We start from the raw sequence: 25,502 nt of genomic DNA, 5'->3' as shown, positions 1-25,502 counted from the left end.
CCAGTCTAGGAGCCCCCTCGCGCTCACCGGCCGTGCACGCTCCGGTCACTCTCCGGACCGCTGGGTGACACTGAGCGACCTGGCGGCGTCACGAGTCGGCCGGGCCACTCCAACCGTCCATCACGCTGCGTCATGTCGCCACGTGACAGCGGTGTTTCGACCGCCTCAGCTGGCGCACAAACTCACGCACCGTGACGAAATGACCCGAGTCAAGCGGACAGCTCCGGCCGTACGGCCGATGTCACGGCCCTTCACGCTGCGTAACCTCTCTGGCACGAGGAGCCACGGGGGCTCCCTTCCCCGCGAAGGATGAAGCGCATGCCGCAGCAGCCGTTGGCCCAGGTGCCCGAGGATGCGACGTGGGACTGGCAGGAGCAAGGTGCGTGCCGCGAGGCGGACGCCACGTTGTTCTTCCACCCGCAGAACGAGCGAGGACTGACGCGGGTACGCCGCGACCGCGCCGCCAAGGCGGTCTGCGCGCGCTGCTCGGTCCGGCTCGAGTGCGCGGACTACGCCATCCGGGCCCGCGAACCGTACGGCGTCTGGGGCGGGCTGACCGAGGAGGACCGCGAGCGCATCTACGTGCGACTTGCGCTGTCGCAGTACCCCCGCACCCGGGGCGAGGGCGCCCGGGTGTTCGCTGCGGAGATCGAGGCTGCCGTGTCGGCCAGCTCGCTGGGCATCGCCTGACCGGCACCACCACCGACAGGCAGCACCGCGAGAGCGGCTGCACCAGTTGCGGCGTCGGCAGCGTGGACAATGCCGTCCGTGACTGTGGATCTGCGTGGCCGTGACTTCGTGAAGGAACTCGACCACACCCGTGACGAGTTGGCGTACCTGGTCGGCCTTGCCGCGCGGCTGAAGGCCGAACGGCGTGCCGGCACCGAGTCGCAACGGCTCACGGGGCGCACCATCGCCCTGGTGTTCGAGAAGAGTTCCACGCGTACCCGGGCAGCGTTCGAAGTCGCCGCCTACCACCAAGGGGCGCACGTCACCTACCTCGACCCGAGCTCCTCCCAACTGGGACACAAGGAATCGCCGGCGGACACCGCGCGCGTGCTGTCGCGGATGTTCGACGCCATCGAGTTCCGGGGCCGCGACCAGAGCACCGTCGAGGAGCTTGCGGCGTACGCCGACGTTCCGGTCTACAACGGCCTCACCGACCAGTGGCATCCGACCCAGATGCTCGCCGACCTGCTCACGATGACCGAGTACGCCGGGGGGACGTCGTGGGAGCAGCTGACGTACGCCTACCTCGGCGACGCCCGCTTCAACATGGGCTGCTCGTTGCTGGCGACCGGGGCGATCATGGGCTGCGACGTGCGAATCTGTGCGCCACGCAGCCTGTGGCCGCCGACCGAGGTCGTCGAAGCGGCCGAGGCGCGCGCCGCGGTGTCCGGCGCCCGGATCACGCTCACCGAGGATCCCGCCGAGGCGCTACCGGGGGCGCAGTTCGTCCACACCGACGTCTGGGTCTCCATGGGCGAGCCACCGGCGGTCTGGGACACCCGCGTGCGCGACCTCGCCCCCTACCGCGTGGACCGGGCGGCGATGGCGCTGACCGGACTGCCCGGGGCGTACTTCATGCACTGCCTGCCCGCCTACCACGACGCGGGAACGACGATCGGCGCGCAGATCGCGGCCAGCACCGGCATGACCGATGGCCTCGAGGTGTCCCATGAGGTGTTCGAATCAGCCGCCAACATCGCCTTCGACCAGGCCGAGAACCGGCTGCACACGATCAAGGCGTTGCTGGTCGCCACCCTCGCGGGTAGCTGAGCCTCGCAATAGCGAGCCTTGCGGGTAGCTGGGCCCCCCAGTCGCCGAGCCCTCGCCGATGGCTGGGCCGCCGGCGACGCCCGTCGGGGTGGGCGGGCCGCCTCAGCCGGCCTGCGCCGCCGCCTGCAGCCGGGACCGCAGGGCCGCCAGCTGCTCGCGAAGCTGCGCGGGCATCCGGTCGCCGAACCGGTCGAAGTACTCCTCGGTCAGGTCGGCCTCGGCCAGCCACGACTGCGGGTCGACCGCGAACAGCTCGGCCGCGGCGTCGGCGGTCAGGTCCAACCCGTCCAGGGGCAGCGCCCCCGGTGCCGGACGGCGGCCGATCGGTGTGTCGACCGCCTCCCCGGTGCCCTGCAGGCGTTCCACGATCCAGGCCAGGACGCGAGAGTTCTCGCCGTACCCGGGCCACAGGAACGTGCCGTCGGCGTCCTTGCGGAACCAGTTGACGCCGAAGATCCGCGGCAGTTTCGCCGGGTCGGCCGAGGCGCCGATGCGCAGCCAGTGAGCCCAGTAGTCCGCCATGTTGTAGCCGCAGAACGGCAGCATGGCGAACGGATCGCGGCGCAGTTGGCCCATCTCGCCGACCGCGGCGGCCGTGGTCTCCGACGACACCGTCGCGCCCAGGAACACGCCGTGTTCCCAGTCCAGCGACTCGTTGACCAGCGGCACGTTGGTGGCGCGGCGACCGCCGAACAGGATCGCCGACACCGGCACCCCCGCCGGGTCCGCCCACTCGTCGGCGATCGACGGGCACTGCTGCGCCGGCACGGTGAAGCGAGCGTTGGGATGGGCCGCCGGACCTGACGAGGCCGGCGTCCAGTCCTCGCCCTTCCAGTCGATCAGGTGGGCCGGCGGTTGCGGGGTCAGGCCCTCCCACCACACGTCGCCGTCGTCGGTGAGCGCGACGTTGGTGTACAGCGTGTTGCCGGCGTCGAGGGTGTGGACGGCGTTGGCGTTGGTCAGGACGCCGGTGCCGGGGGCCACCCCGAAGAAACCCGCCTCCGGGTTGATGGCGTACAGCCGGCCGTCGTCGCCGAACCGCATCCAGGCAATGTCGTCGCCGACCGTCTCCACCGTCCAGCCCGGCACCGTCGGTTCGAGCATGGCGAGGTTCGTCTTGCCGCACGCGGACGGGAAGGCGGCGGTGATGTAGTTGGTGAGCCCGGCCGGGGACGTCAGCTTGAGCACCAGCATGTGCTCGGCCAGCCAGCCCTCGTCGCGCGCCATCACCGAGGCGATCCGCAGCGCGAAGCACTTCTTGCCCAGCAGGGCATTGCCGCCGTAACCGGATCCGTACGACCAGATCTCGCGGCTCTCCGGGAAGTGGACGATGTACTTCGTCTCGTTGCACGGCCAGGGCACGTCCGCCTCGCCGGCCGCCAACGGCTGCCCGACCGAATGCAACGCGGGGACGAAGTCGCCGTCCGGGCCGATGAGGTCCAGCGCGGCCCGTCCCATCCGGGTCATCAGCCGCATGTTGATCACGACGTACGGCGAATCTGTGAGCTCCACGCCGAGCTGGGAGATCCGGGACCCGAGCGGGCCCATGCAGAACGGGATCACGTACATCGTGCGGCCTGCCATCGACCCGGCGAACAGGCCGCGCAGGGTCTCCTTCATCGCGACCGGATCCGCCCAGTTGTTGGTGGGCCCCGCGTCCTCAGCGTTCAGCGAGCAGATGTACGTGCGGTCCTCGACCCGGGCGACGTCGCCGGGGTGGGACCGTGCCAGGAACGAATTGGGCCGCTTCTGCGGGTCGAGCCGGGTCAGGGTGCCGCCGTCCACCAGCAGTGAGGTGAGCCGGTCCCACTCCTCGTCCGAACCGTCGCACCATTCGATGCGGTCGGGCCGGGTGAGCGAGGCGACCTCCTCGACCCACTCAAGGAGCTTCTTGTTCCGCGTCGGTGCGTCCTGCAGGCCCGGGACGGTCATGGTCTGGTCCACACTCCCGAAAGGACGGGGCACTCCGAGGTACGCCGACGAGCGCCGAGAATTCGTAAGGAACCTAGGGTGCACTACGCGTGCCGTGGATTCATCGCCGGACACCGAAGCAGGCCCCGTACGCGCGAGTAAGTGACCAAACCCACACGCGCGCCGAGGCCTGCCGCGAGCCGGTCGCGATCAGGTGACCTTGACCTTGACCTTCGTCTTGGTGAAGCCGGCGTAGCTGACGACGATCGTCCGGTTGCCCTTCTTGCCGCTGATCTTGAACGCGGCGACACCCTTCTTGTTCGTCTTCTTCACCGCCGTGCCGAGCTTGACCTTGGCGCCCTTGATCACCGCGCCGGCGTCGGAGATCTTGACCTTGAGCGTCTTGCCGCGCTTGACCTTGCCCGGCCGCGCGATCGACAGCCCCGGGTTGAGCTGCGTCTGGTAGATCGACGTGACCGCGCCGACCGTGGCGTTCACCACGACGTCGAGCCGGCCGGTGGCGCCGTCCGAGGTGGCACTCCACAACGACGTGCCGGCGCTGCCGGGTCCCTTCGCCGAGGCGACGCCGCCGAAGACCGTGGCCTCGGGGTTGCTGCGGCTGGCGAACACGACGTTGTCGTAGTCGTCGGTCCACGACAGCCAGAGCCGCGAGCCCTGGTGCGACAACGAGACGTTCTCGACCCCACCCGCCGCGGGGACGTCGACGATGGCCCCGGTGTCCGCCCGCCAGACCCGGATGGTCTTGGGCGAGGGGTAGCCGACGTAGTAGGCGATGTAGATCCCACCGCCGTCGCGCGAGGTCGCCGCCACAGCCTGGTCCGGGGCGATCGCGTTGCCGGTGGCCGTGGCCGAACCCGGCGCGAAGATCGCGGGTCCGACGGACGGTTCGATCTGCTGCGCCCACGTCCCGGTGCGGCCGGTCGCGTTCGAGTACCAGGTCGCCCAGACCGCGCCGGTCGCCGAGTCACGGACCAGCGACGTGTAGTAGGCGCAGCACCCGCCGTTGGACAGCGTCCCGGCCGGTGAGTACTGGATGTCGCTGTTGAGGGTGTACGCCCCGACGATCCCGCCCGGGGTCACCACGGCCCCGGTGCCGTACGAGCCGTACGCCGAGGAGCCGCCCGTGGTCAGCTGCAACGGCGACAGCGCCCAGCTGGCCCCGTTGCCCGAGGTCACCCGGTACAGGTTGTTGCCGTTGTAGAGCTCACCGGGGTTGGTACTGCGGATCCCGGAGAAGATCGTCGTGCGGGTGGCCCCGTCGAAGACCACCTGCGGGTCGATGACCGCGGTCGACCAGCCGCTGACCACCGCCGAGGGACCCGCGTCCAGCCCGCCTGCAGCGTTGACGGTGCGGGCGTAGACCCCGGCGGTGTTGCCCTCGTCCTGCGTCCACACGACCTGCAGGTCGCTACCGACCCGGGTCGCGTCGGGGGTCGAGATGATGCTGTTGCTGACGCCGAGCTGGCTCCACGATCCGGGGCCGGCGGCCGAGGCGGTGCCGGCAGCGAGCGGGATCAGCAGGCCGGTCGCGGTGAGCACGACGGCGAGGCGAGCGAGGCGGCGTCGCGGTGGCGCGGCGGTAGACCCAGCAGTCATCTCGAGACCTCCCGGTGGCGGCACGGGAGCCAACCCCCGTGGCGGGGTCAGTCCAGCAGAACCCGCCTGCCGCCGTCGAGACTTCGAGGTGAATTTCTGGTGATGCGGCGACTACAGCCCGTGCTGAGCTACAGCCCGTACTGATCGACGGCGCTGTCGATCAGCGCCGCGTACGCCCGAGCGCCGGCCGACGACAGGTGGAAGCCGCCGGCGACGAACCACGACGGCTTGTTCCGGCTGGCGGCATACCAGTCCACGAGGATCACGCGCTCGGCGGCGAACGCCTTGTCGCAGCGGCGCATCGCCTTGTTGTTGCCGTTCTGCCAGGTGCGGGGCACCTTGTCGGTCACCAGGAAGACCCGGCGCCCGGGCCCGGCGGCGGTCACCAGCTTCTTGCAGTCGGCCAGCGCGACCGTGCCGTTGGTCCCGAGGTGGACCACGACGTTCACCGCGAGCCTGCCGGCTCCGGCCTTCTTCGCCACCGTGCCGACCGCAGAGCCGAACTGCCGGCTCACCTTCGCGTTCACCGCGAAGCCGTTGGGGGCCAATGCTCGCTTGGCGCCGAGCATCACCGAGTCGCCGATCGCGTAACGGCCGGAGTTCGCGGCGGCCGGACCAGCGGCGATCACCGGTACAGCGACGGCGACCGCGGTAAGGACGGCACCGAACAGCAGCCGGCGGGCCGGCGAGCTGGCGCTTGGGCAATTCGCACGGCGGCGCAGGGACAACGCATTCCTCCGAGAGAGCGGTCAACCGCCGCGGATGTCCGCAGGGCCTCGCCAGGGTAGCCCGGCAGCACGCCCGGCCAGCTTGCCGTCCACCGCAATTCGGTGGACGGCCCCGGCGTCACCTCCGTACTCTCGGCGCGGACCCACCCCTCGCCGTGGCCGCTCCCGACAGGGCGCGGCAGCGCGCATCGGTGCCGGGCTGCGTCGTGACACGGCGCGACCGGCGCTCGGGGCGGGCCGCGGATTCGAGACGACGACGTCCCAGGAGTGAGCCGTGGCTGCCTGCGCACTGCCGCACGCCCGCGGCCGGTAACCGACGGCTCCGTCCCCGCTCCGGTCGCGCGCGGCATCCCTTGCCCCGCCACCGGCCGCCATCGCGGCCGCGACGACCTGGAGTCTTCGTTGACCGAGCACGACCGTTCCACGATTCAGCAGGACCATTCCCGTCAGCACGACCGTTCCCAACGCTCCCCTGTCGGTGGCGCCGACCCGCTTCCGCTCGATACCCACGACCTGTTGTCCGAGTGGGGGTGGACCGATCAGGAGGCGGCGGCGTACGCCGCGATCGGCGACCACGAGGCGCTCCGGCCTGCCCGGGTCGTCTGGCAGGGCCGCGGTGGCTGGGTGGTACAGGACGGCCACGGCGAGCACCGGGTCACCGCCAGCGGCCGGCTACGGGCCACCGCTCCGGACGACCGTCCCGTCACCGGCGACTGGGTCGCGGTGCGCGACCGGGCCGTCCTCACCGCGGTGCTGCCCCGCCGTACCTCGTTGCGCCGCAAGGCTGTCGGCCGGTCACAGGCTCAAGTCGTCGCGGCCAACGCGGACCTCGTCGGGATCTGCGCGGCGGCGACCGCGGTGAATCCCCGGCGGCTGGAACGCGAGCTGGTCGTGGCCTGGGAGAGCGGCGCCACGCCACTGGTGATCGTGACCAAAGCCGACCTGGTCCACCCCGCCGACCTCGCGACGACCGTCGAGGCGGTCACCGCGCTCGCCGTGGGGGTTCCGGTGGTCACCGTCTGCGCTCCCACCGGGACCGGCACCGCGCAGTTGCTGGAGGTGCTCCGTCCGGCTGGCACGGTCGTGTTCATCGGGGCGTCCGGGGTCGGCAAGTCGACGCTGCTGAACGCACTGCAGGGCAGCGACCTGCTGGCGACCGGCGCGGTGCGTGCCGACGGACGCGGCCGGCATACGACGACGTCCCGGCACCTCGTCCGGCTACCCGGCGGCGAACTCGTCCTCGACACGCCCGGCACCCGGGAACTGGGGCTGTGGACCGACGACGACCCCGGGTCGCTCGCCGACGCCTTCTCCGACGTCGACCGCTGGGCCGCCCACTGCCGCTTCGCCGACTGCTCCCATGGCCCGGAGCCCGGCTGCGCGGTCACCTCGGCGGTCGCCAGCGGCGAGATGCCGGCAGACCGGCTCGCCAGCTGGCATCGGCTGCAACGGGAGCTGGTGTACGTCGCCCGCTCGCGTGACGCCCGGCTGGCGTCCGAGGCCCGCCGGCGGCATCGCGCCATCGTCCGGCAGGTCCGCGGCACCAACCGGCCGTGACCTCGCCACGGAGCGGTGTCAGGACCCTTCGACGGTGACCCCGGCGTCGGCATGCAACCGCGCCACCAGCCGGCGCTCGTCCGGACAGACCAGGCTCACCACGCTGCCGGACGCGCCGGCGCGCCCGGTCCGTCCGGACCGGTGCGCGAAGGTCTTCGCCTCGGCCGGCGGGTCCAGGTGGATGACCAGCGCGAGGTCGTCGACGTGGATGCCCCGGGCCGCGACGTCCGTGGCGACCAAGACCGGCACGGAGCCGTCGGCGAACGCGGCCAGCGACCGGGTCCGGGCGGGCTGCGCCATCCCGCCGTGCAACGCCCGGGCCGCGGTGCCGATGCGGTCCAGCTGCTTGGCCAGCCGGTCGGCGCCGTGCTTGGTCCGCACGAAGATGAGGGTGCGGTCGACCTGGCGGGCGAGCTGTGCGACGACGCCGGGCTTCTGTTCCCGGCTGGCGACGTCCAGCACGCGGTACTCGACTCGGCCCGGCGCGTCGGCGTCCGCCGGCGCCACGTCCACGAGCACCGGCTCGGCGAGGTACCGGCGTACCAGCACGTCGACGTCGCCGTCCAAGGTGGCGGAGAACAACAGCCGCTGCCCACCGGCCGGGACGAGATCGAGCAGTCGCCGCATCACCGGCAGGAACCCGAGGTCGCACAGGTGGTCGGCTTCGTCGAGGACGACGATCTGGACGTCGTCGAGGGTGACCGCGCGACGTTCGAGCAGGTCCACGAGCCGCCCCGGCGTCGCCACCAACAGGTCGATTCCCTTGTCCAGCATGGACATCTGGCGGCCGATCGGGGCGCCGCCGTACACGCACCCGATCCGTAGCCCCAGCACATGGGCGAGCGGTTCGAGGGTGTCGGCGACCTGACGAGCCAGTTCGCGCGTCGGCAGCATGACCAGGGCACGGGGCCGGCGGCGGGTCCGGCTGCCGCCGGCCAGCCGGGCCAGCGTCGGCAGACCGAACCCGAGGGTCTTGCCCGAACCGGTCGACGCCCGGCCCAGCACGTCAGCGCCGGCCAGAGCATCGGGCAACGTCGCAGCCTGCACCGGGAACGGGACGTCGATCCCCTTGCGGGACAGCGCCGTGACGAGCTTCGGGGGCAGCCCGGCTGCGGCGAACGACGCCACCGGGGGTTGCGGCTGCCGGGTCACCAGCGGAGTACGGGTCGGCCGGGGAGCCGCGGTGGGTCCTCCCGGCGGCCGGCCACGGCGGGTGCCGGTGCGCTGTGGCCCGGGCCGCCCCCGGCGGGGGCCCGATCCGGACGACGACGTGCGGGAACGAGGCATGGACATGTGCGGTGCTTCCGTCCTGTCGCAATGGCATGGCCGCGTCGAGTGCTGCGCGCGCGGGATGCCCGGACGGGAAGCAAGAGATTCTTCACGACCTCGCGCCAGCGGGATCAGCCAGCGCAGTCGTGCGGACTCTAGCCGGTCGGCGGCACTGGACCCGAATCGCCGGGCGTCGGATCGGCATCCGAGGTCAGCGCAGGACGCGCGGACGGCCCGGCCGGCAGGGAGAGCGGCGGCTGCGGGGAGGTCGGGGCGGCGCGGTCGGCCGGGGTGGCCGCCATGAACTCGTGCAGCAGGGCGACGAAGCGCTCCGGCTGGTCGAGGTGGGGGAAATGCCCGGCACCGGCGAACACCTCCAGCCGGGCCTGGGGCACCAGCTCGGCGGCCAACCTGCCGTGCTCCACCGGGATCACCCGATCGCGGTCCCCCCACACGATGAGCGTGGGAACGCCGGCCAACCGCGACAGCCGGTCCTGCGCTGTGACGACCTGGCCGCCCAGATCCAGCACCGAGCGCACCGTGGCCAGGAACGCCCGGCGGCTCGCGGCGTCGGCCAGCGAGGCGAAGCCCCGCCACGCCTCCACCAGATCCGGGCCGCCGTGCAGCCCGAGCCGGGACAGCCCGCCGGCCACCGTCTCGGTCGGCCGCTGCACCCAGCCGCCTGCCAGCAGCGGCAACGCCCAGCGGGCACCGGGCAGACACGCTGCTCGCAGGAGCACCGATATCTCCCGGCCGAAGCCGCCACTGCTCACCAGCACGAGGCGCCTGACCCGCTGCGGGAACAGGTACGCCAGTTGCAGCGCGACCCCGCCGCCCAACGAGTGCCCGACTGCGGTCACCTCGTCGACGCCGAGCTCATCGAGCAGATCCCGCAGCGTGGCGGCGTAGGCCCCCATCGAGTAGTCGCCCAACGGCTTGTCCGAGGCACCGTGTCCGAGCAGATCGGGGGCGATCACCTCGTGGTCGGCGGCCAGCGCCGCGGCGACCCCGCCCCAGGTGGAGTGGCTGCCCAGCAGCCCGTGCACCAGCAGCATCGCCGGGCCCCGGCCACCGCGGACCAGATGCATCTTTTGCCCATGCAGCCGGACGACGTGCCCGTGCGGGCCGGCCGGCGATGTGGTGGCCACGCGGACGGTCAGCGCGGGCCGAGGACCGTGCCGTCGCCACGGTCGGCGAAGTACGACGCCACGTCCTCGGGACTGACGTCCGACAGGCGCGGCGGCGACCAGCGCGGGCTGCGGTCGCGGTCGACGACCTGCGCCCGGATGCCCTCGACCAGGTCGTGGCTGCGGGTGAAGGCGCACGACACGCGGAACTCCTGCTCGATCACCGCCGCCAGGTCCGGCAGCGCCGCGGCACGCCGGATCGATTCCAACGCAACGGCTACCGCGATCGGCGACTTCGTCTCGATCAGCTCGGCCGTCGCGACCGCACGCGGGTCGGTGGCAGCCCGCAGCGCCGCCACGACGGCGACTGCGGACGGTGCCGCGAAACAGCTGTCGATCCACGCGCGCAACGAGGGCAACTCGCCCTCGACCGGCGCGGTGGCCAGGTTCGCCGCGGCTGCCGCCGGGTCGGCGCCACCGACCACCGCGGCGACGAGGTCGTCCAGGCGATCCGCCGGGACGTGATAATCGGCCAGCCCACAGGTGATCGCGTCGGCCGGGCCCACCCCGACGCCGGTCATCGCCAGGTACGAGCCGAAGCGACCGGGCGCGCGCGACAGCAGGTAGGTCCCGCCGACGTCGGGAACGAAGCCGATGGTCACCTCCGGCATCCCGACGTACGAGCGCTCGGTCACCACGCGCACGCTCGCGTGGCCGGACACCCCGAGCCCGCCGCCGAGGACCACACCGTCCATGAGCGCGAGTATCGGCTTGCCGAACTGCGCGAAATGGACGTTCATCCGGTACTCGGTCCGGAAGAACTCCCGGGCCGCGACGCCGTCGCCACGAGAGCTCTCCCACATCGCCCGCACGTCGCCGCCGGCGCACAGACCTCGTTCTCCGGCACCGGATATCACCACGGCACGTACACCGGGGTCGGCGCCCCACACCGCGAGCAGCCGATCGAGCTCGGCCGCCATCGGGGTGGTGATGGCGTTCATGGCCTTCGGTCGGTTCAGCACGATCCGTCCGACGCCGCGCTCGACGCCGGACAGCAGGTCGTCGTCGACCGCACCCGGGCCCGCCTGCTGGGTCATACCGTACGGAAGTCCGGCGTCGTGCCGTCCAGGAAGGCGCCGATGCCGACCGCTCCTTCGGCGCTGGCCGCTCGCGAGCCGATCAGCCGGGCCTCGGCCTGCATCGCCTCGGCAAGCGACGCGGACTCGTTGTCGCGCAATAGTTGGCGGATCGCGGTGTGCGTCCCCAGCGGCCCAGCTGCGAGGTCGCGCGCGATACCGAGCGCCAGCTGCGCCGCGGTGCCAGCCGGCGCGACCCGGCTGACCAGGCCCCAGGCCAGTGCCTCGTCGGCGGTCACGATCCGGTTCGTCAGCACCATGTCGCGCGCCCGGGCCCGGCCGACGAGGCGGGGCAGCAACCAGGTCAGTCCCATGTCCGGAGACAGCCCGATCGCGGTGTACGCGGCCCGGAATCGGGTCCCCTCATCGGCCACCACCACGTCGGCGAAACAGGGCAGACCCACGCCCGCCCCGGCGCACCAGCCGTGGACGGCGGAGACCACCGGCGCGCCCTGGGTCGTCAACACCTGGATGCTGTCGTGCAGGCTGGCAGCCAGCTCCTGCAAGCCACGACGGATGCCGTCCCCCATCGCGGCGAACGCGCGGATATCGCCACCGACACAGAAGTTCTTGCCCTGCGCGGTGATGAGGACCGCCCGTACGCCGGGTTCGGCGGTCCGCGCCACGGACGCGGCGAACGCCTCGGCCATCGGCGGGTCCAGTGAGTTCTGGGCGGCCGGGCGGGCCAACTCGATACGCAGGACGCCGTCGTCGTCGAGAACGGTCTCGACCGACCCGCCGTCAGCCACGGTCGTACTCGAAGAAGCCGCGGCCGGACTTGCGGCCGTACCAGCCGGCTTCGACGTGCCGGCGCAGCAGCGGCGGGGGCGCCATCGCCGGATCGCGCAGTTCGTCGTACAGCGACTCGGCGATGAACAGCAGGGTGTCGAGGCCGATGAGGTCGGCCAAGCCCAAGGGGCCCAACGGCATCCCGGCGCCCAGCACCATGCCGTTGTCGATGTCCTGCGCGCTGCCCCGGCCGGCGTCGAGCAGCCGGATCGCGGCCAGGATGTACGGCACCAGCAAGGTGTTGACCACGAAGCCGGCCCGGTCGACCGTCCGCAGCGGCGTCTTGCCCAGCCGCTCGGTGACGAACCGCTCCGCGATATCGACGGTCTGATCGGCGGTGGCCAGGCCCGGTACCAACTCGACCAGGCCCAGCACCGGCACCGGGTTGAAGAAGTGGATGCCCAAGAAGCGTTCCGGTGCGTCGAGGGCGCGGCCGAGCCGGGTCACCGGCAGCGATGACGTATTCGTCGCCAGGACGCACTGCGGGCCGACGACGGCCTGCAGGTCGCGGTAGAGCGCGACCTTGTCCGCCTCGATCTCGCGAATCGCCTCGATCACCAACTGCGAATCGGCCAGCTCGGCGAGGTCCGTGGTGAAACGAACCGCGCTGAGCACCTCCGCCGCGGTGGTCCCCTCCAGCTTGCCCTTCTCCTCCGCCCGCGCGAGCGAGGCCTTGAGCCGGGCGCGGCCCGCCTCAAGCAGCTGTTCGGTCGGCTCGACGGCGGTCACCGAGCAGCCGCCCTTGGCCGCCTCCTGGACGATGCCTGCCCCCATGACGCCGCACCCGACGACGGCGACGTTCTCCACGAGCGGGACTTCGGGCATGGACGGACTCCTTCTGACTGTCGGCCGGTCGTATCGCAGTGCGGGGTCGCCTGCCGCGCAGGCGGGACGGCCCACCGTAGCCGGGCACGCCCGCGCACTGCCGCAGCCCTCGGCTGGGCCATCTGGGCGGTGCGCGTCGCCCGAGTGGCCCTGTCGTGACCGTGACGCCGGCGACAGCGCCAGTAGCGTCCCGAATCAGACGGACCCGACGACCCACCGTGAACCGGCCGGGGCCAGCTCGAACAGGGACAGCGTCGAACGGGGGCCACATGGACGACGAGGATCTGGTCCGCTACGCCGGCAGCCTGGCGCCGCAGGCCGGCCCGGTTGCGCCGGCGGCTTCCGGTTCGGCGCCAGGGGCGTCCGGTACGCCGGCAGCTTTCGGAACGCCGCCTGGTCCGTCGGGCTCGACTCGTTTCGCACCGCCCGCTGGCTTCGCCTCCCCGCCGGTTGCGGTCGGGCCGACCCGCCTCGTACCTCCCGCTGGCTTCGTGTCGCCGCCGGAGCCACCCGGCGTACCCCCTCAACTGCCGAACGAACGGTCTCCCTCTCCCCCACCGGCGACGTCGAAGTCCGCCTGGGTGCGGTACGGCGTGCCGCTGGGCATCGTGGCGCTGCTGCTGGTGGCTGGGGCGGGGGCTGCGGTGACCACCCACGGCGCCGGGCGGGCCGCCGGACCGCCGCCCGGGATCGAGGAGGCCGCTGACCGGTTGGCGCCCGCGGTCACCGCGGCACCGAACCCGGCGTACCGGTTCATCGGGACCGGGCGCGACGGCGAACCGCTGCGCTGGTCGCCATGCCGCCCGATCCACTACGTGGTGCGCCCCGACCACGCGCCGCTGGCTGGCATGACCATCATCAGCGACGCGTTCGCGACCGTCTCTGCCGCAACGGGTCTGACGTTCGTGTACGACGGGACCACCGATGAGACGCCGGTACCGGATCGCTCGCCGTACCAGCCCGATCGCTACGGCGACCGTTGGGCGCCCGTCCTGGTCGCGTGGGCGACCACGACGGAGGCACCGGACCTGCAGGACAGGGTGCTCGGCGAGGCGGCACCGCAGATGGTGACCGGTGCTGGCGGCAAGGCCGCCCTGGTCTCCGGCGCGGTGTATCTGGATCCGACGCAGATCGGCCAGGCGCAGGCGGTCGGCGGGCTGCGGCAGACTCGGGGCATCGTGCTTCACGAGCTCGGTCACCTCGTCGGACTCGGCCACGCCGCCGACTCCCGACAGCTCATGTGGTTCGAGGCCACCGGATATGACGACTACCAGGCCGGCGACCGGGCCGGGCTGGCCGTCCTTGGCGCGGGACCGTGCCGGCCGGACCTGTGACACCCGGATGACCGTCGTCGCGGCGGCCTCGGCCGGCGGCTGACGACGCGGGCAGCTGGACAGTTGCTGGACGGCAGACGATGCCGCGCTGTCGACGTGTTTCGTTGGGTCGTTGCTCTTCGTCGGCTCGATGCATTCCGTTGCGGTCGAGGCGTTTCGTCGCGCGGCAGGGTGTCTGGAACGCACGATGCCTCGGCCGTGGCCGAGGCATCGTGACGAACTGCTGGTGCGTGGTGGAGGTGCCGGGAATCGAACCCGGGTCCGAACAGGCCCTTCGCGTCCTTCTACGTGCGTAGCCACGCTGGCGAGTTCTCGGCCTCCCTGCTTCGTGTGGCACTGCAGGGAACTCGGCCCAGCCGTTGTGTGGTGTCCCTTCCGCCCCCGCGGCCGGAGCGGTCGGTGAGTCTCCTAGCTGACGTCAGGAACCGGGTCGGAGACCTCCCGGGCTGACGGCGTCACACTCGCTCAGGCGGCGAGGGCGAACGCGGACTGCTGCTTGTTGGCAGTTGTTGTTCCCATGGCAAGGTTCACGAGATCAGCCATGGATTCTCGGCACGCTTCTCCGGTCCAGACATCTGCCCGTCGAAACCTGTCACCCCCTGTGCAGTTGTGCCGCGAGTGTACGCCGTACCACCGACCCTGGCACGTCACCGCGTGGCGCCCCCGCCGCACCGTGGCCGTACCGCACCGTGGCCGTACCGCACCGTGGCCGTACCGCACCGTGGCTGTACTGAGCCGTGGGTGTACGGCGCCGTCGCCCGGCTGCAGCGGTCGGGGACCGCCCCGGTGTTGCGCGCCTTCTGGCCGTCAACGGCTGGGTTACCGGCCGGTATGACGACATCAAGGCGCGCAACACCGGTAGGGACGGCGGTGCGGCGGCGGCGGAGCGGCGGAGGTGCGTCGGCCGTGGGGGCGGCCCGGACGGGGTCAGTCGTCGCGGCCCTTGGCGTGGCGGCCGGTGGCCCGTTGGGTCTCGCGGCGGGACTCCCGCTCGGCGATGGCCTGTCGCTTGTCGTACGACTTGCGGCCGCGCGCCAGCGCGATCTCGACCTTGGCGTAGCCGTCTTTGAAGTACAGCGACAGCGGCACCAGCGTCAGGCCCGACTCCTTCGTCTTGCCGATCAGCCGGCTGATCTCGTCCGACCGCAGCAGCAGCTTCCGGGGCCGGCGCGGCTCGTGATTGGTCCAGGTTCCCAGGTCGTACTCCGGGATGTGGACGCCGTACAACCAGACCTCGCCGTCGCGGATGACGCCGTACCCGTCGGTGAGGTTCGCCCGGCCCGCGCGCAACGACTTGACCTCCGTGCCAGTGAGCACCAGCCCGGCTTCGTACGTCGCCTCGATGTGGTAGTCGTACCGGGCCTTGCGATTGGCGGCGACGACCGAGCGACCACGCTCGCGCGCCATCAGCAGACCACCGGTTCCTTGGCGCCGCCGTACCAGCCCATGGGGTCGTACGGCGTCCCGTCGACGTGCACCTCGAAGTGCAGGTGCGGGCCGGTCGCCCAACCCGTCGACCCGACGTAGCCGATCACCTGGCCGCGCGAGACGTGCTGCCCGACGGACACCGCGGTGCGGGACTGGTGGGCGTAGAACGTCGACAGCCCCCCGTCGTGGGCGATCAGCGTGTGCAGACCGTAGGCACCGCTGTTGGTGACCTCGGCAACCGTGCCGGACTCGGCGGCGAGGATCGGCGTCCCGGTCGTGCCCTTGATGTCGTCGCCGGTATGGCAGGACTGGTAGCCGTACACCGGGTGGACCCGCGCGCCGACCCCTTGGACCACCGGCGCGCCCGGGATCGGCCACAGCAACTCCCCGACGTAGTTGCCGGAGTTTCCGCCGGACGCCGCGGCGGCCCGTCGGGCAGCGGCCGCGATGCGCGCCTGCTCGTCCTTGAGGGCCTGGTACTGCCGCGCCACCTTGGCCTTCTGGCTCTCGGCCACTGCTAGGGCGCCTTCCCGCTGGGCCACCAGGCTGTCCAGCGCCTGTTTGGCCTGCCCGGCCGCCGTGGTGGCGGCCTGCGCGGCCGCGTACCGGCGGGCGACGTCGTCGCGGCGCGCCTGCACCTGCGCGGCCAGCGCGGACAACTTCGCCTCGGCCATCGCCAGGTCCGCCCGCGCGGCGGCCATCTCGTCCAGCGCGGAGTTCGTCGAGCGGCTCACCGAGTCGATGGCGTGCGCCCGGTCGGCGAAGTCCGAGAGCGTCCGGGAGTCCAGCAACATCCCGATCTGGGCGTACGGGCCCTGCTGGTACACCTGTCGGACGAAGCCACCGACCCGGGCGCGCAACGCGACGATCTCGGCCTCTTTGGCGGCGCGTTCCTGTTCGGTACGTCGCAGATCCTCGGTCGCGGCGGCCAGCGCGGCGGCCGCGGCAGCGTCGTCGGCCTGCGCCCGCGTGACGGTGTCCTGCGCGGCGGCGAAGGCGGCCTGCGCCGCCGGCAGCTTCGCCTGGGCGTCGGCCAGCGCCGCACTCGCTGCCCGTACCTCGGCGTTGGCGTCCTCGAGCGCGTCGCCGGCCTCGGCGACCTTGGCCGAGACGTCGTCGTCCGCGGCGACAGGGCCCACGAGCGACAGCAGCAACAGGGCGGCGACGGCGATCAGCGCGCCGGCGACGGCAATCCGAGGCGGGCCGACCCGCACGCCGGCGACCGCGATCCGAGGCGGGCGGACCCGGGTGCCGGCGACGGCAACGCGCGGCTGATCGGCCCCGGCGCCCTCGACGGGAGGCTGATGGGCCCGGTCGGCGACGCGAGGCCGGCCAGGTGCGGCCGAGCGGCCCGCGCGGGCGCTGCGGAGCCGTCGGAGCAGGCGGGACGAGGCGGAGTCTCCTCGCATCTCGTCTGCCCCTTCGGTCACGCCAGTCCCACCGGTCACACCCGAAGGTACTTCCGAAGGGTCAAAAATGCCGCGACCGCCGCGAGCAACGTGCCGACGATGAACAACTGCAGGCCCGCGGTCACCACGGTGTCCCAGCCGATGAACGCAGTGAACGGGAAGGACGGGACCAGCACCCGATCGACCAGCAGGACCTTGACGGCAATGAGCCCGCCGACGGCACAGGCCGCCCCCAACGCGGCAGCCAGGGCGGCCTCGAGAAGGAAGGGCAGCTGGATGTAGAAGTTCGACGCGCCGACCAGCCGCATGATCCCGGTCTCCCGGCGTCGGCTGAACGCCGCAACGCGCATCGTATTGACCACCAGCAGCACGGTGACCACGAGCATCGCGATGGCGATACACAGCGAGATGAGCTGCAGGCCGTTGAGGAGTTTGAAGAACTTGTCGAGGAACTCCCGCTGGTCGTTGACTTCCTCGATGCCCGGCCGCCCGGCGAACGCCGACGCCACGACGTCGTATTTCTGCGGGTCGGACAGCTTGACCCGGTAGGACTCGGGCAGGTCCTCGGGCTTGGCGTTGCCGACCAGGGGCGATCCGGCGAACTGTTGCTTGAACCGGTCGAACGCTTCCTGCGAGGACTCGTAATAGACGTCCTGTACCAACGGCTTCAGCGAGTTCAGGTCCGCGAGGATCTCGTCACGCTGCGCCTGGGTGACCGCTCCGCCGGCACACGAGGCGGTGTCGGAGTTCGGTCCGCAGAGGAAGATCGACACCTCGACCTTGTCGTACCAGTAGTCCTTCATCTTGTCGACCTGCGCGCGGACGAGCAGACCGGTGCCGAACAACGCCAGCGACACGGCCACCGTGATCACCACGGCGATGGTCATGGTCAGGTTGCGCCGTAGCCCGGCGCCCACCTCGCCGAGGACGAATCGGACCCGCATCAGCGCGCATACCCGTACACGCCCCGGGACTGGTCCCGCACGAGCCGGCCGAGTTCGAGTTCGATGACGCGCTTGCGCATCTGGTCCACGATCGCCGCGTCGTGGGTTGCCATCACCACAGTGGTACCCGTCCGGTTGATGCGGTCCAGCAGCTTCATGATGCCGACGCTCGTGGCCGGGTCGAGATTCCCGGTCGGTTCGTCGGCGATCAGCACGGCCGGACGGTTCACGAACGCCCGGGCGATCGCCACGCGCTGTTGCTCACCACCGGACAGCTCGTCCGGTAGTCGGTCGGCCTTGCCGTCCAGGCCCACCAGGTCCAGCACCTCGGGGACGACCTTCACCACATGGGAACGGGGACGCCCGAGGACTTCCAGGGCGAACGCGACGTTGTCGAACACCGACTTGTTCGGCAGCAGCCGGAAGTCCTGGAAGACCGTGCCGATCTGCCGCCGCAGCGTCGGGACCTTCCAGTTCGACAGCCGGCTGAGGTCCTTGCCCATCACCCACACCCCGCCGCGGCTGGGCCGTTCTTCCTTGAGGACCAGCCGCAGGAAGGTCGACTTGCCCGAACCGGAGGAACCCACCAAGAAGACGAACTCGCCCTTCTCGATCTCCACGCTCACGTCGTCGAGGGCCGGGCGTCCCTGGTTGGGGTACACCTTGGTGACGGTGTCGAAGCGGATCACGGCAGCTCTCGGGTCGGCGGGGAAGGGACCTGCGGGAGTCTACGTTGCAGCAAGGGGTGGACTAGCGGTCACTGACTCGCTACCGTCGGTCGTACGTTCGTCACAGCAGCCCCACGGGACTCAGCAGGACGAGCGGCGCCGCCCGTAGGGGAACCGGGCGGTTCGAGACCACCACCCCCGCGCCTCTCCCCCCAATGGGCGCGGTCCCCTCCAGGGGAAGGCCCCGGGATTCCCCCCAATCCCGGGGCCTCCTGGCGTCATCGACCGGTGGGCCGCCCGCGCGCGTCGGGCCACTGCTCCCGCCGCGTCCGCGAGGTACGCCGCGCCGTCGGGCCACCCGCGCGCGTCGGGCCACTGCCCGACCGGGCGGACTAGGCGTGCTGCTTGCGCCAACGAATACCGGCCTCGACGAAGGCGTCGATCTCCCCGTCGAGCACGGCGGCGGTGTTGCCGGTCTCCACCTCGGTCCGCAGATCCTTGACCATCTGGTACGGATGCAGCACGTACGACCGCATCTGGTTGCCCCACGAGCCGCTGCTGTCGCCCTTCAGCGCGTCGAGCCGGGCCTGCTGCTCCTGCCGCTGCCGTTCCAGCAACTTCGCCTGCAACACGGCCATTGCGCTGGCCTTGTTCTGCAACTGGGACCGTTCGTTCTGGCAGGAGACCACGATGCCGGTCGGCAGATGGGTCAGTCGTACCGCGGAGTCGGTGGTGTTGACCCCCTGCCCACCCGGTCCTGACGACCGGTAGACGTCGACCCGGATCTCGTCCTCCGGGATCTCGATGTGGTCGGCCTGCGCCACGACCGGGATGACCTCCACGCCGGCGAACGACGTCTGGCGGCGGCCCTGGTTGTCGAACGGCGAGATGCGCACCAACCGGTGGGTCCCCTGTTCGACCGACAACGTGCCGTAGGCGTACGGCACGTTGACGGCGAAGGTCGCCGACTTGATACCAGCTTCCTCGGCGTACGAGGTGTCGTAGACCTCGTACGGATAGTCATGACGCTCGCAGTAGCGGGTGTACATGCGTAGCAACATCTCTGCCCAGTCCGCCGCGTCGACGCCGCCGGCCTCGGCACGGATCGTCATCAGGGCATGGCGTTGGTCGTACTCCCCCGACAGCAGCGTCCTGACCTCCAGTTCGCTCACTGCCTTGGTGAGTTCCGCCAGTTCGGACTCGGCTTCGGCGAGGGCAGCCTCGTCGGCTTCGTCCCCGGCCAGTTCGAACAGCACCGGGAGGTCGTCGAGCCGGCGCCGCAAGGCCTCGAACCGGCGGACCTCACCTTGGGCGAACGACAGCCGGCTGGTGACCTCCTGCGCCTTGGCCTGGTCGTCCCAGAGTCCGGGGGCGGCCGCCTCGTGCTCCAGCGCCTCGATATCCGAGCGCAACCGTGGCAGGTCCAGCACCTTCTCCACGCTCGTCAAGGTCTGTTCGAGCGCGGCGAGGGACTCGGACGGATCGACGGCGGCCATGGTCGAGAAGGGTACGCGGCCGCGCCCGGCCAGCGGGCACGGCCGAGCGCCCTACCGCGGGTGACGGCGAAGGTCTGCCGCGACCTCAGCGCACTGGCCGGGTGGTCGAGGCTCAGAGCATCGGCCGGCGCCGCGCCGCACCCATCTCCATGGCCATCCCTGCCAGGCCGAGTACGACGACTACCGCGCCGACGACGATGTTGCTCCACAGCAGCTGGGCGGTGCGATCCACGCCGTCGATCAGCCACGGCGACACGATGAGCCAGACGCCGAGCAACGCCGAAACCCAGGCCAGGCCGTGGGTGCGCTCGTACGCCGACGCCATGCCGAGAGCCAGCACGGCTACAGCGATGCCGACCACCAGATTGCTGACCGCCATCCGGCCCTGGCCGTCGAAGCCGATAACCCAGGCTGAGATCGCGGCGTACAGACCGGCCATGAACGACAAGCCCGCTACCAGGCGAGCAGCGACCGTCTCCGACGTCTCCTCGTACCGCTCACGCAGGGCCCGGATGTCCGGGTGCTGGTCCATTTCCAGTGACCCGCGGCCGGAGCCCGTCTGCATTGTCATGGCCCTACCTCCTGTCGGAAGCACAGCGGAACATTCAGGTCTTCAGTGTGCGCCGACGATCGGCGTCCGGCTAGCGATAAGGACCCCGAGCCGACGGGCTCAGCGCACTCGCAACTGCGCGCTGGCGCTGGCACGGATCACCGCGCCCGGGGCGCTCAGGCCACTCAACCCCTGGGCCGCCGGGGCCTGCAGGACGACGGTGACCCGGCCTCCGTCCGTCCGCACCTGCTGGAGGCTCAGCCCCGGGATGGCGTCGTACGCCCGCGCGGCCTGCAGGTGCGCCCGCACCGCCACGGCGACCGCGGCACTATCCAGCGCGAGCGGGCCGTCGCCGGGGCCGCGCCGCAGGTAGGCGTCGAGGTCGATCGCCTGCGCGCCGGCGAGCGCCGCGGCGTCGGCGAGAGCCGACAACGAACGTCGCCGCAGGAACATCGACGACACGTCGGTGACGAGGAGGACGGCCAACAGCGCGAGGACCGCCAGCCCGATCGTGAGCAACAGGACGGTTCCCCGGTCGCCGCTGCCCGCCGCGGCGCGGCCAATCGGGCCGGTACGCCTCGTCCGGTCAGTACTGCTGCCCGGCCCGGCATGCCTCGTCCGGTCAGTACTCCTGCCCGGGCCGGTACGCCTGATCCGGTCGGATCGCCTGATCGAGTCGGAACGCCGCCCGGGCCGACGGCGGGTCACGGGGCCGACCGGAACCGGTCGACACCAGCGGTGTGACTCGCCGACACCGGGATCGACAACGAGCCGCCGTCGTCGAACGGCGCTGGTACGAACGGAAGTGGCACAGCCAGGTCCAGCCGGACCTCGACCAGCGAGCCCGGCGTCAGACACGGTCCGCCCCGGCAACTGATCACCAATGCCGTATCGGGCAGCACCAGGCCCTGGTCGGCCAGGGCCAGCCGGGCCGCAGCCTCGGCCCGTGGCCGGGCCGCCGCGACGGTGTCCGCGGTGACGAAAGCTCGTCCGGCCTCCCGTACCGCCGTGGTCACCCCATAGGCGGTGCGCTGCACCGACATGACCGCCAAGGCCAGGTACACCAGCGGCACGAGCAGCGCGACCGACAGCAGCGTGAACTCGACGACGGCCGAGCCTGCGTCGTCGCGGGGCCGACGTGACATCGCTACTCCAGCACCGAATGGCCGGCGACCGTCATCGCCGTCGGGCCGAGCAGACCCAGCAACGGCACGTGTGCGGTGACACGGACCTCGGCCACGGCCAGTCCCTCCGAGCTGGTCATCGCCGCGGTGATGTCGCCGACCGCACCGGCGGCGACGTTGTCTGCCAAGACCTCTCGGGTACGCCGGATACCTGCGGCAGCACCGCCGTCGGCGCGGGCCGCGACCCGTGCTCCCTCCGCCGCAGCGGCGACGAGCGTCGCGCGCACGTGTAGTGCGAACGCCAGTTGCACCACGGCCAACGCGATGACGAGCACGAGCGGAGCGACCAGGGCGAACTCGACGGCGGCGCTGCCTCGCTCGGCGTCCGGCCTGCTCCGCTGCCGTGTCATGGCCCGGTGACCGAATCGATGGCGCGACGCAGTACCGCGGTCAACTGATCGTCGGCCACGATCCACAACGCGGTGACCAAGCCTGCGGTCATGACAGCGACCAAGACCCACCCGGGAACGTCGCCGCGATCGCCGGCAAGTCGAGTCATTCGACGACCGACGACGTGCATGACACGACGAAATGCGGTCATGAAACACCTACCCCCTACCAGAACGGTTCACTCTTGATTGACAAGTCGCTTGTGCGACAGCGGGTCACGGCACGATGAGGTCCAGTCCGTGAATACCGGGGAACAACGCGATGACCACGACCGTCGGCAGGATCAAGAACACCACCGGGACCAGCATCACGACATCGCGTCGGCCCGCGGTCTCGATCAGTTCCTGGTGCGCCGCGGACCTCGCGTCAGCGGCCTGCGCCCGCATGACGTCAGCGAGCGGACTGCCTCGTTCGATGGCGACGGTCAGACCGTCGACGAACCGGTCGACTGCAGGGATATCGAGCCGGCGAGCCAGCTGGTGCACGGCATCGACGAACGGCGTACCGGTGCGCAGCTGCGCCACGCAGCGATCGAGTTCCGCGCCGAACTCGCCGCCGACGGCCGCAGCAACCCGCGCCAACGCCACCGACGGCGCTTCGCCGGCGATGACGGCGAAGGCGAACAGTTCCGCCACCACCGGGAACTGCTCGGCGATACGGCGGGTACGACGCGCGACCGACCGGGACAAAGCCCAGTCCCGCAACAGGAACCCGGCGACCGTGCCGGTCGCACACAACGCCAGGAGCGCCCCGTACGACGGTGAGCCGCCTCGTCGCAGCACCGACAAGGCCGCCAGCAGCCCCGCGGCCAGGCCCACCGCGGCCCAGACCAGCTGGTCGAGCCGGTAGCGCTCCACGGACAGCGCCGAACCAGCCCGCTCCAGTTTGGCCACCAGTGCCTGCCGGTTGCCCAGCCGCTCGTCGAGGGCGCTGATCGCCCGCTGCACCGTCGGTTCCAGGAGGTGTCCCAACGTCCCGAGGATCGGCGTCGTCGACTTCCTGGGCACGCCGGGCCGGGCCGACACCTGCGCGGCGACCCTGGCGAGCAACGTGGGCCGGCGCCACGCCGGGATCGACGCGGCGAGCAAGACCAGGCCCACACCGAGGCCCAGCCCGACCAACGCGCCAACGGTGGGGGTCATCGCACGATCCGCTGTTCGACCGGCAGCCGACCGATCCGCAGCATGATCCGGTACGCCGCGATACTCGCTGCTGCACAGCCGATCAGCACGACAAGCCCGGCCGGCGAGTTGTACGCGTCGATAGCCGCCGGACGGGTTGCCAGCAGCGCCAACGTCAACCACGGTGCCGCCACGGCCAGCCTGGCCGCATTGACCGTCCAGCTCTGCCGAGCTTCGATCTCGCCGCGAGTCCGGGCGTCGAGCCGCACCATCTCCGCCAGCGAGCGCAGCACCCGGCCGAGGTCAGTACCGCCCACGTCCCGCGCGAGACGCAGACTCATCACCACCCGATCGGCAACCGGGTCAGCCAACCGCGACTGCAGCGCGTCCAGCGAGTCGGCGAACGAGCCGGCCGCGCGGAAGTCCGCCGCGAAGTCGGCAAACGCCGGCCGCAACGGTCCCGGGCCACGGCTGCCGAGATCGGCCAACGCCTCGGGCAGGGACAGCCCTGCCCGCACCCCGCTGACCAGCACGTCGATCGCGTCCGGCCACGCCGTCCGCAACGCCTTGTCCCGCCGGCGAGCACGACGGCGCAGCACGATCACCGGCCCGGCGGCCGCAGCGAGCGCGGCCGCTATCGCCACTGCGGGAATGGCCGTCACCAGGAAGGCGCCGGCACCTGCCAGCACCGAGCACGCTGCTGCCGCGCCCAGCAGGCCGGCCGGGGTGATCCCCGCCGTACCGGACCGGGCGATGAGGTCCGCCAGCGACGAGCGGCGGGCAGTCGTGGTCTCGGCCGCCGGCGGAGCCAGCAGCAGGAGAAGCCCGCTGGCGAACAGCAGCCCCGTCACCGCTCCCATCGTGGCTGGCCTTCCCCGGTCGACTGTCCGTCGCTGGACGGTCCGGCGGCCAGCACTACCGGCAGGTCGATGCCGGCGGCAGCGAAACGTTCCGGATGCGGTGGGAATCCTTGCGAGCGGACCAGTTCGCTGCCGCGCAATCGGAAGATCTCGCTCATCTCGACGACTCCGGACTCCACCCGGCCCGACAGACCACAGATCTCGGTCACTCGCCGCCGACCGTCCGGCGCGGAGGCAATGTGGACCACGACATCGACACACCCGGCGACGGTCGGCACGACGAACTGCGCACCGATGTTGCCTCCGGCGAGCAACGGAAGGGTGCACAACTTCGTCACCGCCTCCCGGCAGGAGTTCGCGTGCAACGTCGCCATCGCCGGCATCCCGGAGTTCATGGCCACCAACAGGTCAAGCGCCTCGCTGTGCCTGACCTCCCCGACGACCAGCCGGGTGGGCCGCATCCGCAACGCCTCGCGGACCAGGCGGCGTAGCGGGACCTCGCCGGTCCCCTCCAGCCCGGCGTCCCGGGTCTGCATGGCAACCCAGTCCGGGCAGTCGATGCGGATTTCGAAGACCTCCTCGCAGCTGACGATGCGTTCTGACGCCGGAACGCACCCGAGCAGGGCGTTGAGCAGTGTGGTCTTGCCTGCCTGAGTGCCTCCGGCGACCACGACGTTGAGGCCGGCGAGGACCGCGGCGTCGAGAAAGGCTGCGGCCTGGGCCGTCACGGTGCCGAGCGCGACGAGGTCCTCGACCCGGGTCGGCCGGACCACGAAACGCCGGACGTTCACGGCCCAGTGCCGAAAGGTGATGTCGGGGATAGCCACGTGCAGCCGGGACCCGTCCGGCAGCATCGCGTCGACGAACGGGCTGGAGGTGTCCAGCCGCCGGCCGGACGCACGCAACATGCGTTCCACCAGTTCGGGAACCTCGCGTTCGGCGAGGACGGTCGAGGTCAACTCGCTACGCCCGTTTCGAGCGACGAAGACTCGGCCGGGCTCGTTGATCCAGATCTCCTCGACGGTGGGATCGTCGAAGAAGCGTTGCAGCCGACCGTATCCGGCCACCGCATCGTGGACCTGCGCGGCGATCCCGCGCCCGTCGATGACCGGCACGTCCGCATCGATCCAGCGGTCGATCACGGCGGCGACCTGCTCGTCGACCAGGGCGCGCACCGTACCCGGCTCCAGCATGGGATCGATCCCGCGCCGGCGTACCGCGTCGCGGACCCCGCGCGTCACCTCGGCGACGAGTCCCGCTGGGGCACTGCCGGTGCCAGGTTCGTCAGGGCTGGCGCCGGGTTCGACATCCTCAGCGAGCTGCATCCCTGCCCCCGGTTCACGTCACGGCTCGCTGCTGGCGAGCGACAAGCCGGGGTCG

The 25,502-nt window shown here is 71.3% G+C and carries 24 protein-coding genes and 1 other RNA gene; 4 read left to right on the top strand and 21 right to left on the bottom strand.

The window, feature by feature from the left end:
• The first annotated feature begins 318 nt into the window (after window positions 1–318).
• Together EPO13_09605 and argF are read left to right on the top strand one after the other, a co-directional pair.
• Complete coding sequence (locus tag EPO13_09605; protein ID TAK68996.1) at window positions 319–690, top strand: WhiB family transcriptional regulator; 372 nt, start codon at window positions 319–321, stop codon at window positions 688–690.
• 78 nt (window positions 691–768) lie between these two features.
• Window positions 769–1,779 carry an ornithine carbamoyltransferase gene (argF, locus tag EPO13_09600; protein TAK68995.1) on the top strand — a complete coding sequence of 337 codons (1,011 nt, stop codon included), beginning with the start codon at window positions 769–771 and terminating at the stop codon, window positions 1,777–1,779.
• A gap of 102 nt (window positions 1,780–1,881) precedes the next feature.
• Here the strand turns inward: argF and EPO13_09595 are convergent, their stop codons facing one another.
• The 3 genes from EPO13_09595 to EPO13_09585 form a co-directional block, all read right to left on the bottom strand.
• Window positions 1,882–3,711 carry a phosphoenolpyruvate carboxykinase (GTP) gene (locus EPO13_09595; protein TAK68994.1) on the bottom strand — a complete coding sequence of 610 codons (1,830 nt, stop codon included), beginning with the start codon at window positions 3,709–3,711 and terminating at the stop codon, window positions 1,882–1,884.
• Between the two features lie 189 nt (window positions 3,712–3,900).
• Complete coding sequence (locus EPO13_09590) at window positions 3,901–5,307, bottom strand: hypothetical protein (GenBank protein TAK68993.1); 1,407 nt, start codon at window positions 5,305–5,307, stop codon at window positions 3,901–3,903.
• 128 nt (window positions 5,308–5,435) lie between these two features.
• The gene (locus tag EPO13_09585) at window positions 5,436–6,035 is read right to left on the bottom strand and encodes a hypothetical protein (GenBank protein TAK68992.1); all 600 of its coding nucleotides are present in this window, start codon (window positions 6,033–6,035) and stop codon (window positions 5,436–5,438) included.
• A 243-nt stretch (window positions 6,036–6,278) separates the two neighbouring features.
• Here EPO13_09585 and rsgA point away from each other — a divergent pair, with 243 nt between their 5' ends.
• The gene (gene rsgA, locus EPO13_09580) at window positions 6,279–7,592 is read left to right on the top strand and encodes a ribosome small subunit-dependent GTPase A (GenBank protein ID TAK68991.1); all 1,314 of its coding nucleotides are present in this window, start codon (window positions 6,279–6,281) and stop codon (window positions 7,590–7,592) included.
• An 18-nt stretch (window positions 7,593–7,610) separates the two neighbouring features.
• Here the strand turns inward: rsgA and EPO13_09575 are convergent, their stop codons facing one another.
• From EPO13_09575 to EPO13_09555, 5 genes are all read right to left on the bottom strand, one after another.
• Entirely contained in the window at window positions 7,611–8,879 is a 1,269-nt protein-coding gene (locus tag EPO13_09575; GenBank protein TAK69070.1) for a DEAD/DEAH box helicase, read from the bottom strand.
• A 137-nt stretch (window positions 8,880–9,016) separates the two neighbouring features.
• Window positions 9,017–9,949: an alpha/beta fold hydrolase gene (locus EPO13_09570; protein TAK69069.1), complete on the bottom strand. Its 933-nt coding sequence runs from the start codon at window positions 9,947–9,949 to the stop codon at window positions 9,017–9,019.
• Between the two features lie 68 nt (window positions 9,950–10,017).
• Window positions 10,018–11,085: an enoyl-CoA hydratase/isomerase family protein gene (locus tag EPO13_09565; protein ID TAK68990.1), complete on the bottom strand. Its 1,068-nt coding sequence runs from the start codon at window positions 11,083–11,085 to the stop codon at window positions 10,018–10,020.
• Entirely contained in the window at window positions 11,082–11,966 is an 885-nt protein-coding gene (locus tag EPO13_09560) for a hypothetical protein (GenBank protein TAK68989.1), read from the bottom strand. Before EPO13_09560 ends, EPO13_09565 begins: the two co-directional genes overlap by 4 nt.
• Window positions 11,866–12,738 carry a 3-hydroxybutyryl-CoA dehydrogenase gene (locus EPO13_09555; GenBank protein TAK68988.1) on the bottom strand — a complete coding sequence of 291 codons (873 nt, stop codon included), beginning with the start codon at window positions 12,736–12,738 and terminating at the stop codon, window positions 11,866–11,868. Before EPO13_09555 ends, EPO13_09560 begins: the two co-directional genes overlap by 101 nt.
• A 593-nt stretch (window positions 12,739–13,331) precedes the next feature.
• On the opposite strand from EPO13_09555, the gene EPO13_09550 reads away from it, so the two are divergent.
• Complete coding sequence (locus EPO13_09550) at window positions 13,332–14,072, top strand: peptidase M10A and M12B matrixin and adamalysin (GenBank protein ID TAK68987.1); 741 nt, start codon at window positions 13,332–13,334, stop codon at window positions 14,070–14,072.
• Between the two features lie 231 nt (window positions 14,073–14,303).
• Here the strand turns inward: EPO13_09550 and ssrA are convergent.
• The 13 genes from ssrA to EPO13_09485 form a co-directional block, all read right to left on the bottom strand.
• Window positions 14,304–14,672: a transfer-messenger RNA gene (gene ssrA / locus EPO13_09545) on the bottom strand.
• A 327-nt stretch (window positions 14,673–14,999) separates the two neighbouring features.
• A complete protein-coding gene (gene smpB, locus EPO13_09540; GenBank protein ID TAK68986.1) occupies window positions 15,000–15,479 on the bottom strand; it encodes an SsrA-binding protein SmpB in 480 nt (159 codons plus the stop codon).
• A complete protein-coding gene (locus EPO13_09535) occupies window positions 15,479–16,714 on the bottom strand; it encodes a hypothetical protein (GenBank protein TAK68985.1) in 1,236 nt (411 codons plus the stop codon). Before EPO13_09535 ends, smpB begins: the two co-directional genes overlap by 1 nt.
• Before the next feature lie 230 nt (window positions 16,715–16,944).
• On the bottom strand, window positions 16,945–17,853 hold the full coding sequence (locus EPO13_09530; protein ID TAK68984.1) for an ABC transporter permease: 909 nt from the start codon (window positions 17,851–17,853) through the stop codon (window positions 16,945–16,947).
• Window positions 17,853–18,542, bottom strand: a complete 690-nt coding sequence (gene ftsE, locus EPO13_09525; GenBank protein TAK68983.1) for a cell division ATP-binding protein FtsE — start codon at window positions 18,540–18,542, stop codon at window positions 17,853–17,855. The genes EPO13_09530 and ftsE overlap by 1 nt, the downstream gene beginning before the upstream one ends.
• A 371-nt stretch (window positions 18,543–18,913) precedes the next feature.
• Window positions 18,914–20,017 carry a peptide chain release factor 2 gene (gene prfB, locus EPO13_09520; protein ID TAK68982.1) on the bottom strand — a complete coding sequence of 368 codons (1,104 nt, stop codon included), beginning with the start codon at window positions 20,015–20,017 and terminating at the stop codon, window positions 18,914–18,916.
• Window positions 20,018–20,129: 112 nt separating this feature from the next.
• Window positions 20,130–20,549 (bottom strand): hypothetical protein, encoded by a 420-nt coding sequence (locus tag EPO13_09515; GenBank protein TAK69068.1) that lies wholly within the window; start codon window positions 20,547–20,549, stop codon window positions 20,130–20,132.
• Window positions 20,550–20,687: 138 nt separating this feature from the next.
• Window positions 20,688–21,275 carry a hypothetical protein gene (locus tag EPO13_09510; GenBank protein ID TAK68981.1) on the bottom strand — a complete coding sequence of 196 codons (588 nt, stop codon included), beginning with the start codon at window positions 21,273–21,275 and terminating at the stop codon, window positions 20,688–20,690.
• Window positions 21,272–21,712, bottom strand: coding sequence for a pilus assembly protein (locus EPO13_09505; GenBank protein TAK68980.1), 441 nt, complete (start codon window positions 21,710–21,712; stop codon window positions 21,272–21,274). The genes EPO13_09510 and EPO13_09505 overlap by 4 nt, the downstream gene beginning before the upstream one ends.
• Before the next feature lie 2 nt (window positions 21,713–21,714).
• Complete coding sequence (locus EPO13_09500; GenBank protein ID TAK68979.1) at window positions 21,715–22,101, bottom strand: pilus assembly protein; 387 nt, start codon at window positions 22,099–22,101, stop codon at window positions 21,715–21,717.
• Between the two features lie 255 nt (window positions 22,102–22,356).
• Window positions 22,357–23,283: a pilus assembly protein TadB gene (locus tag EPO13_09495; protein ID TAK68978.1), complete on the bottom strand. Its 927-nt coding sequence runs from the start codon at window positions 23,281–23,283 to the stop codon at window positions 22,357–22,359.
• Window positions 23,280–24,122: a type II secretion system protein F gene (locus tag EPO13_09490; protein TAK68977.1), complete on the bottom strand. Its 843-nt coding sequence runs from the start codon at window positions 24,120–24,122 to the stop codon at window positions 23,280–23,282. Before EPO13_09490 ends, EPO13_09495 begins: the two co-directional genes overlap by 4 nt.
• Window positions 24,110–25,447, bottom strand: a complete 1,338-nt coding sequence (locus EPO13_09485) for a CpaF family protein (protein ID TAK68976.1) — start codon at window positions 25,445–25,447, stop codon at window positions 24,110–24,112. The genes EPO13_09490 and EPO13_09485 overlap by 13 nt, the downstream gene beginning before the upstream one ends.
• Between the last annotated feature and the right edge of the window lie 55 nt (window positions 25,448–25,502).

This window comes from Actinomycetota bacterium (genome assembly GCA_004297305.1).
Lineage (GTDB): Bacteria > Actinomycetota > Actinomycetes > S36-B12 > FW305-bin1 > FW305-bin1.
Note: the sequence above shows the minus strand (reverse complement) of the source record. Positions and strands in the feature narration are given on the sequence as shown.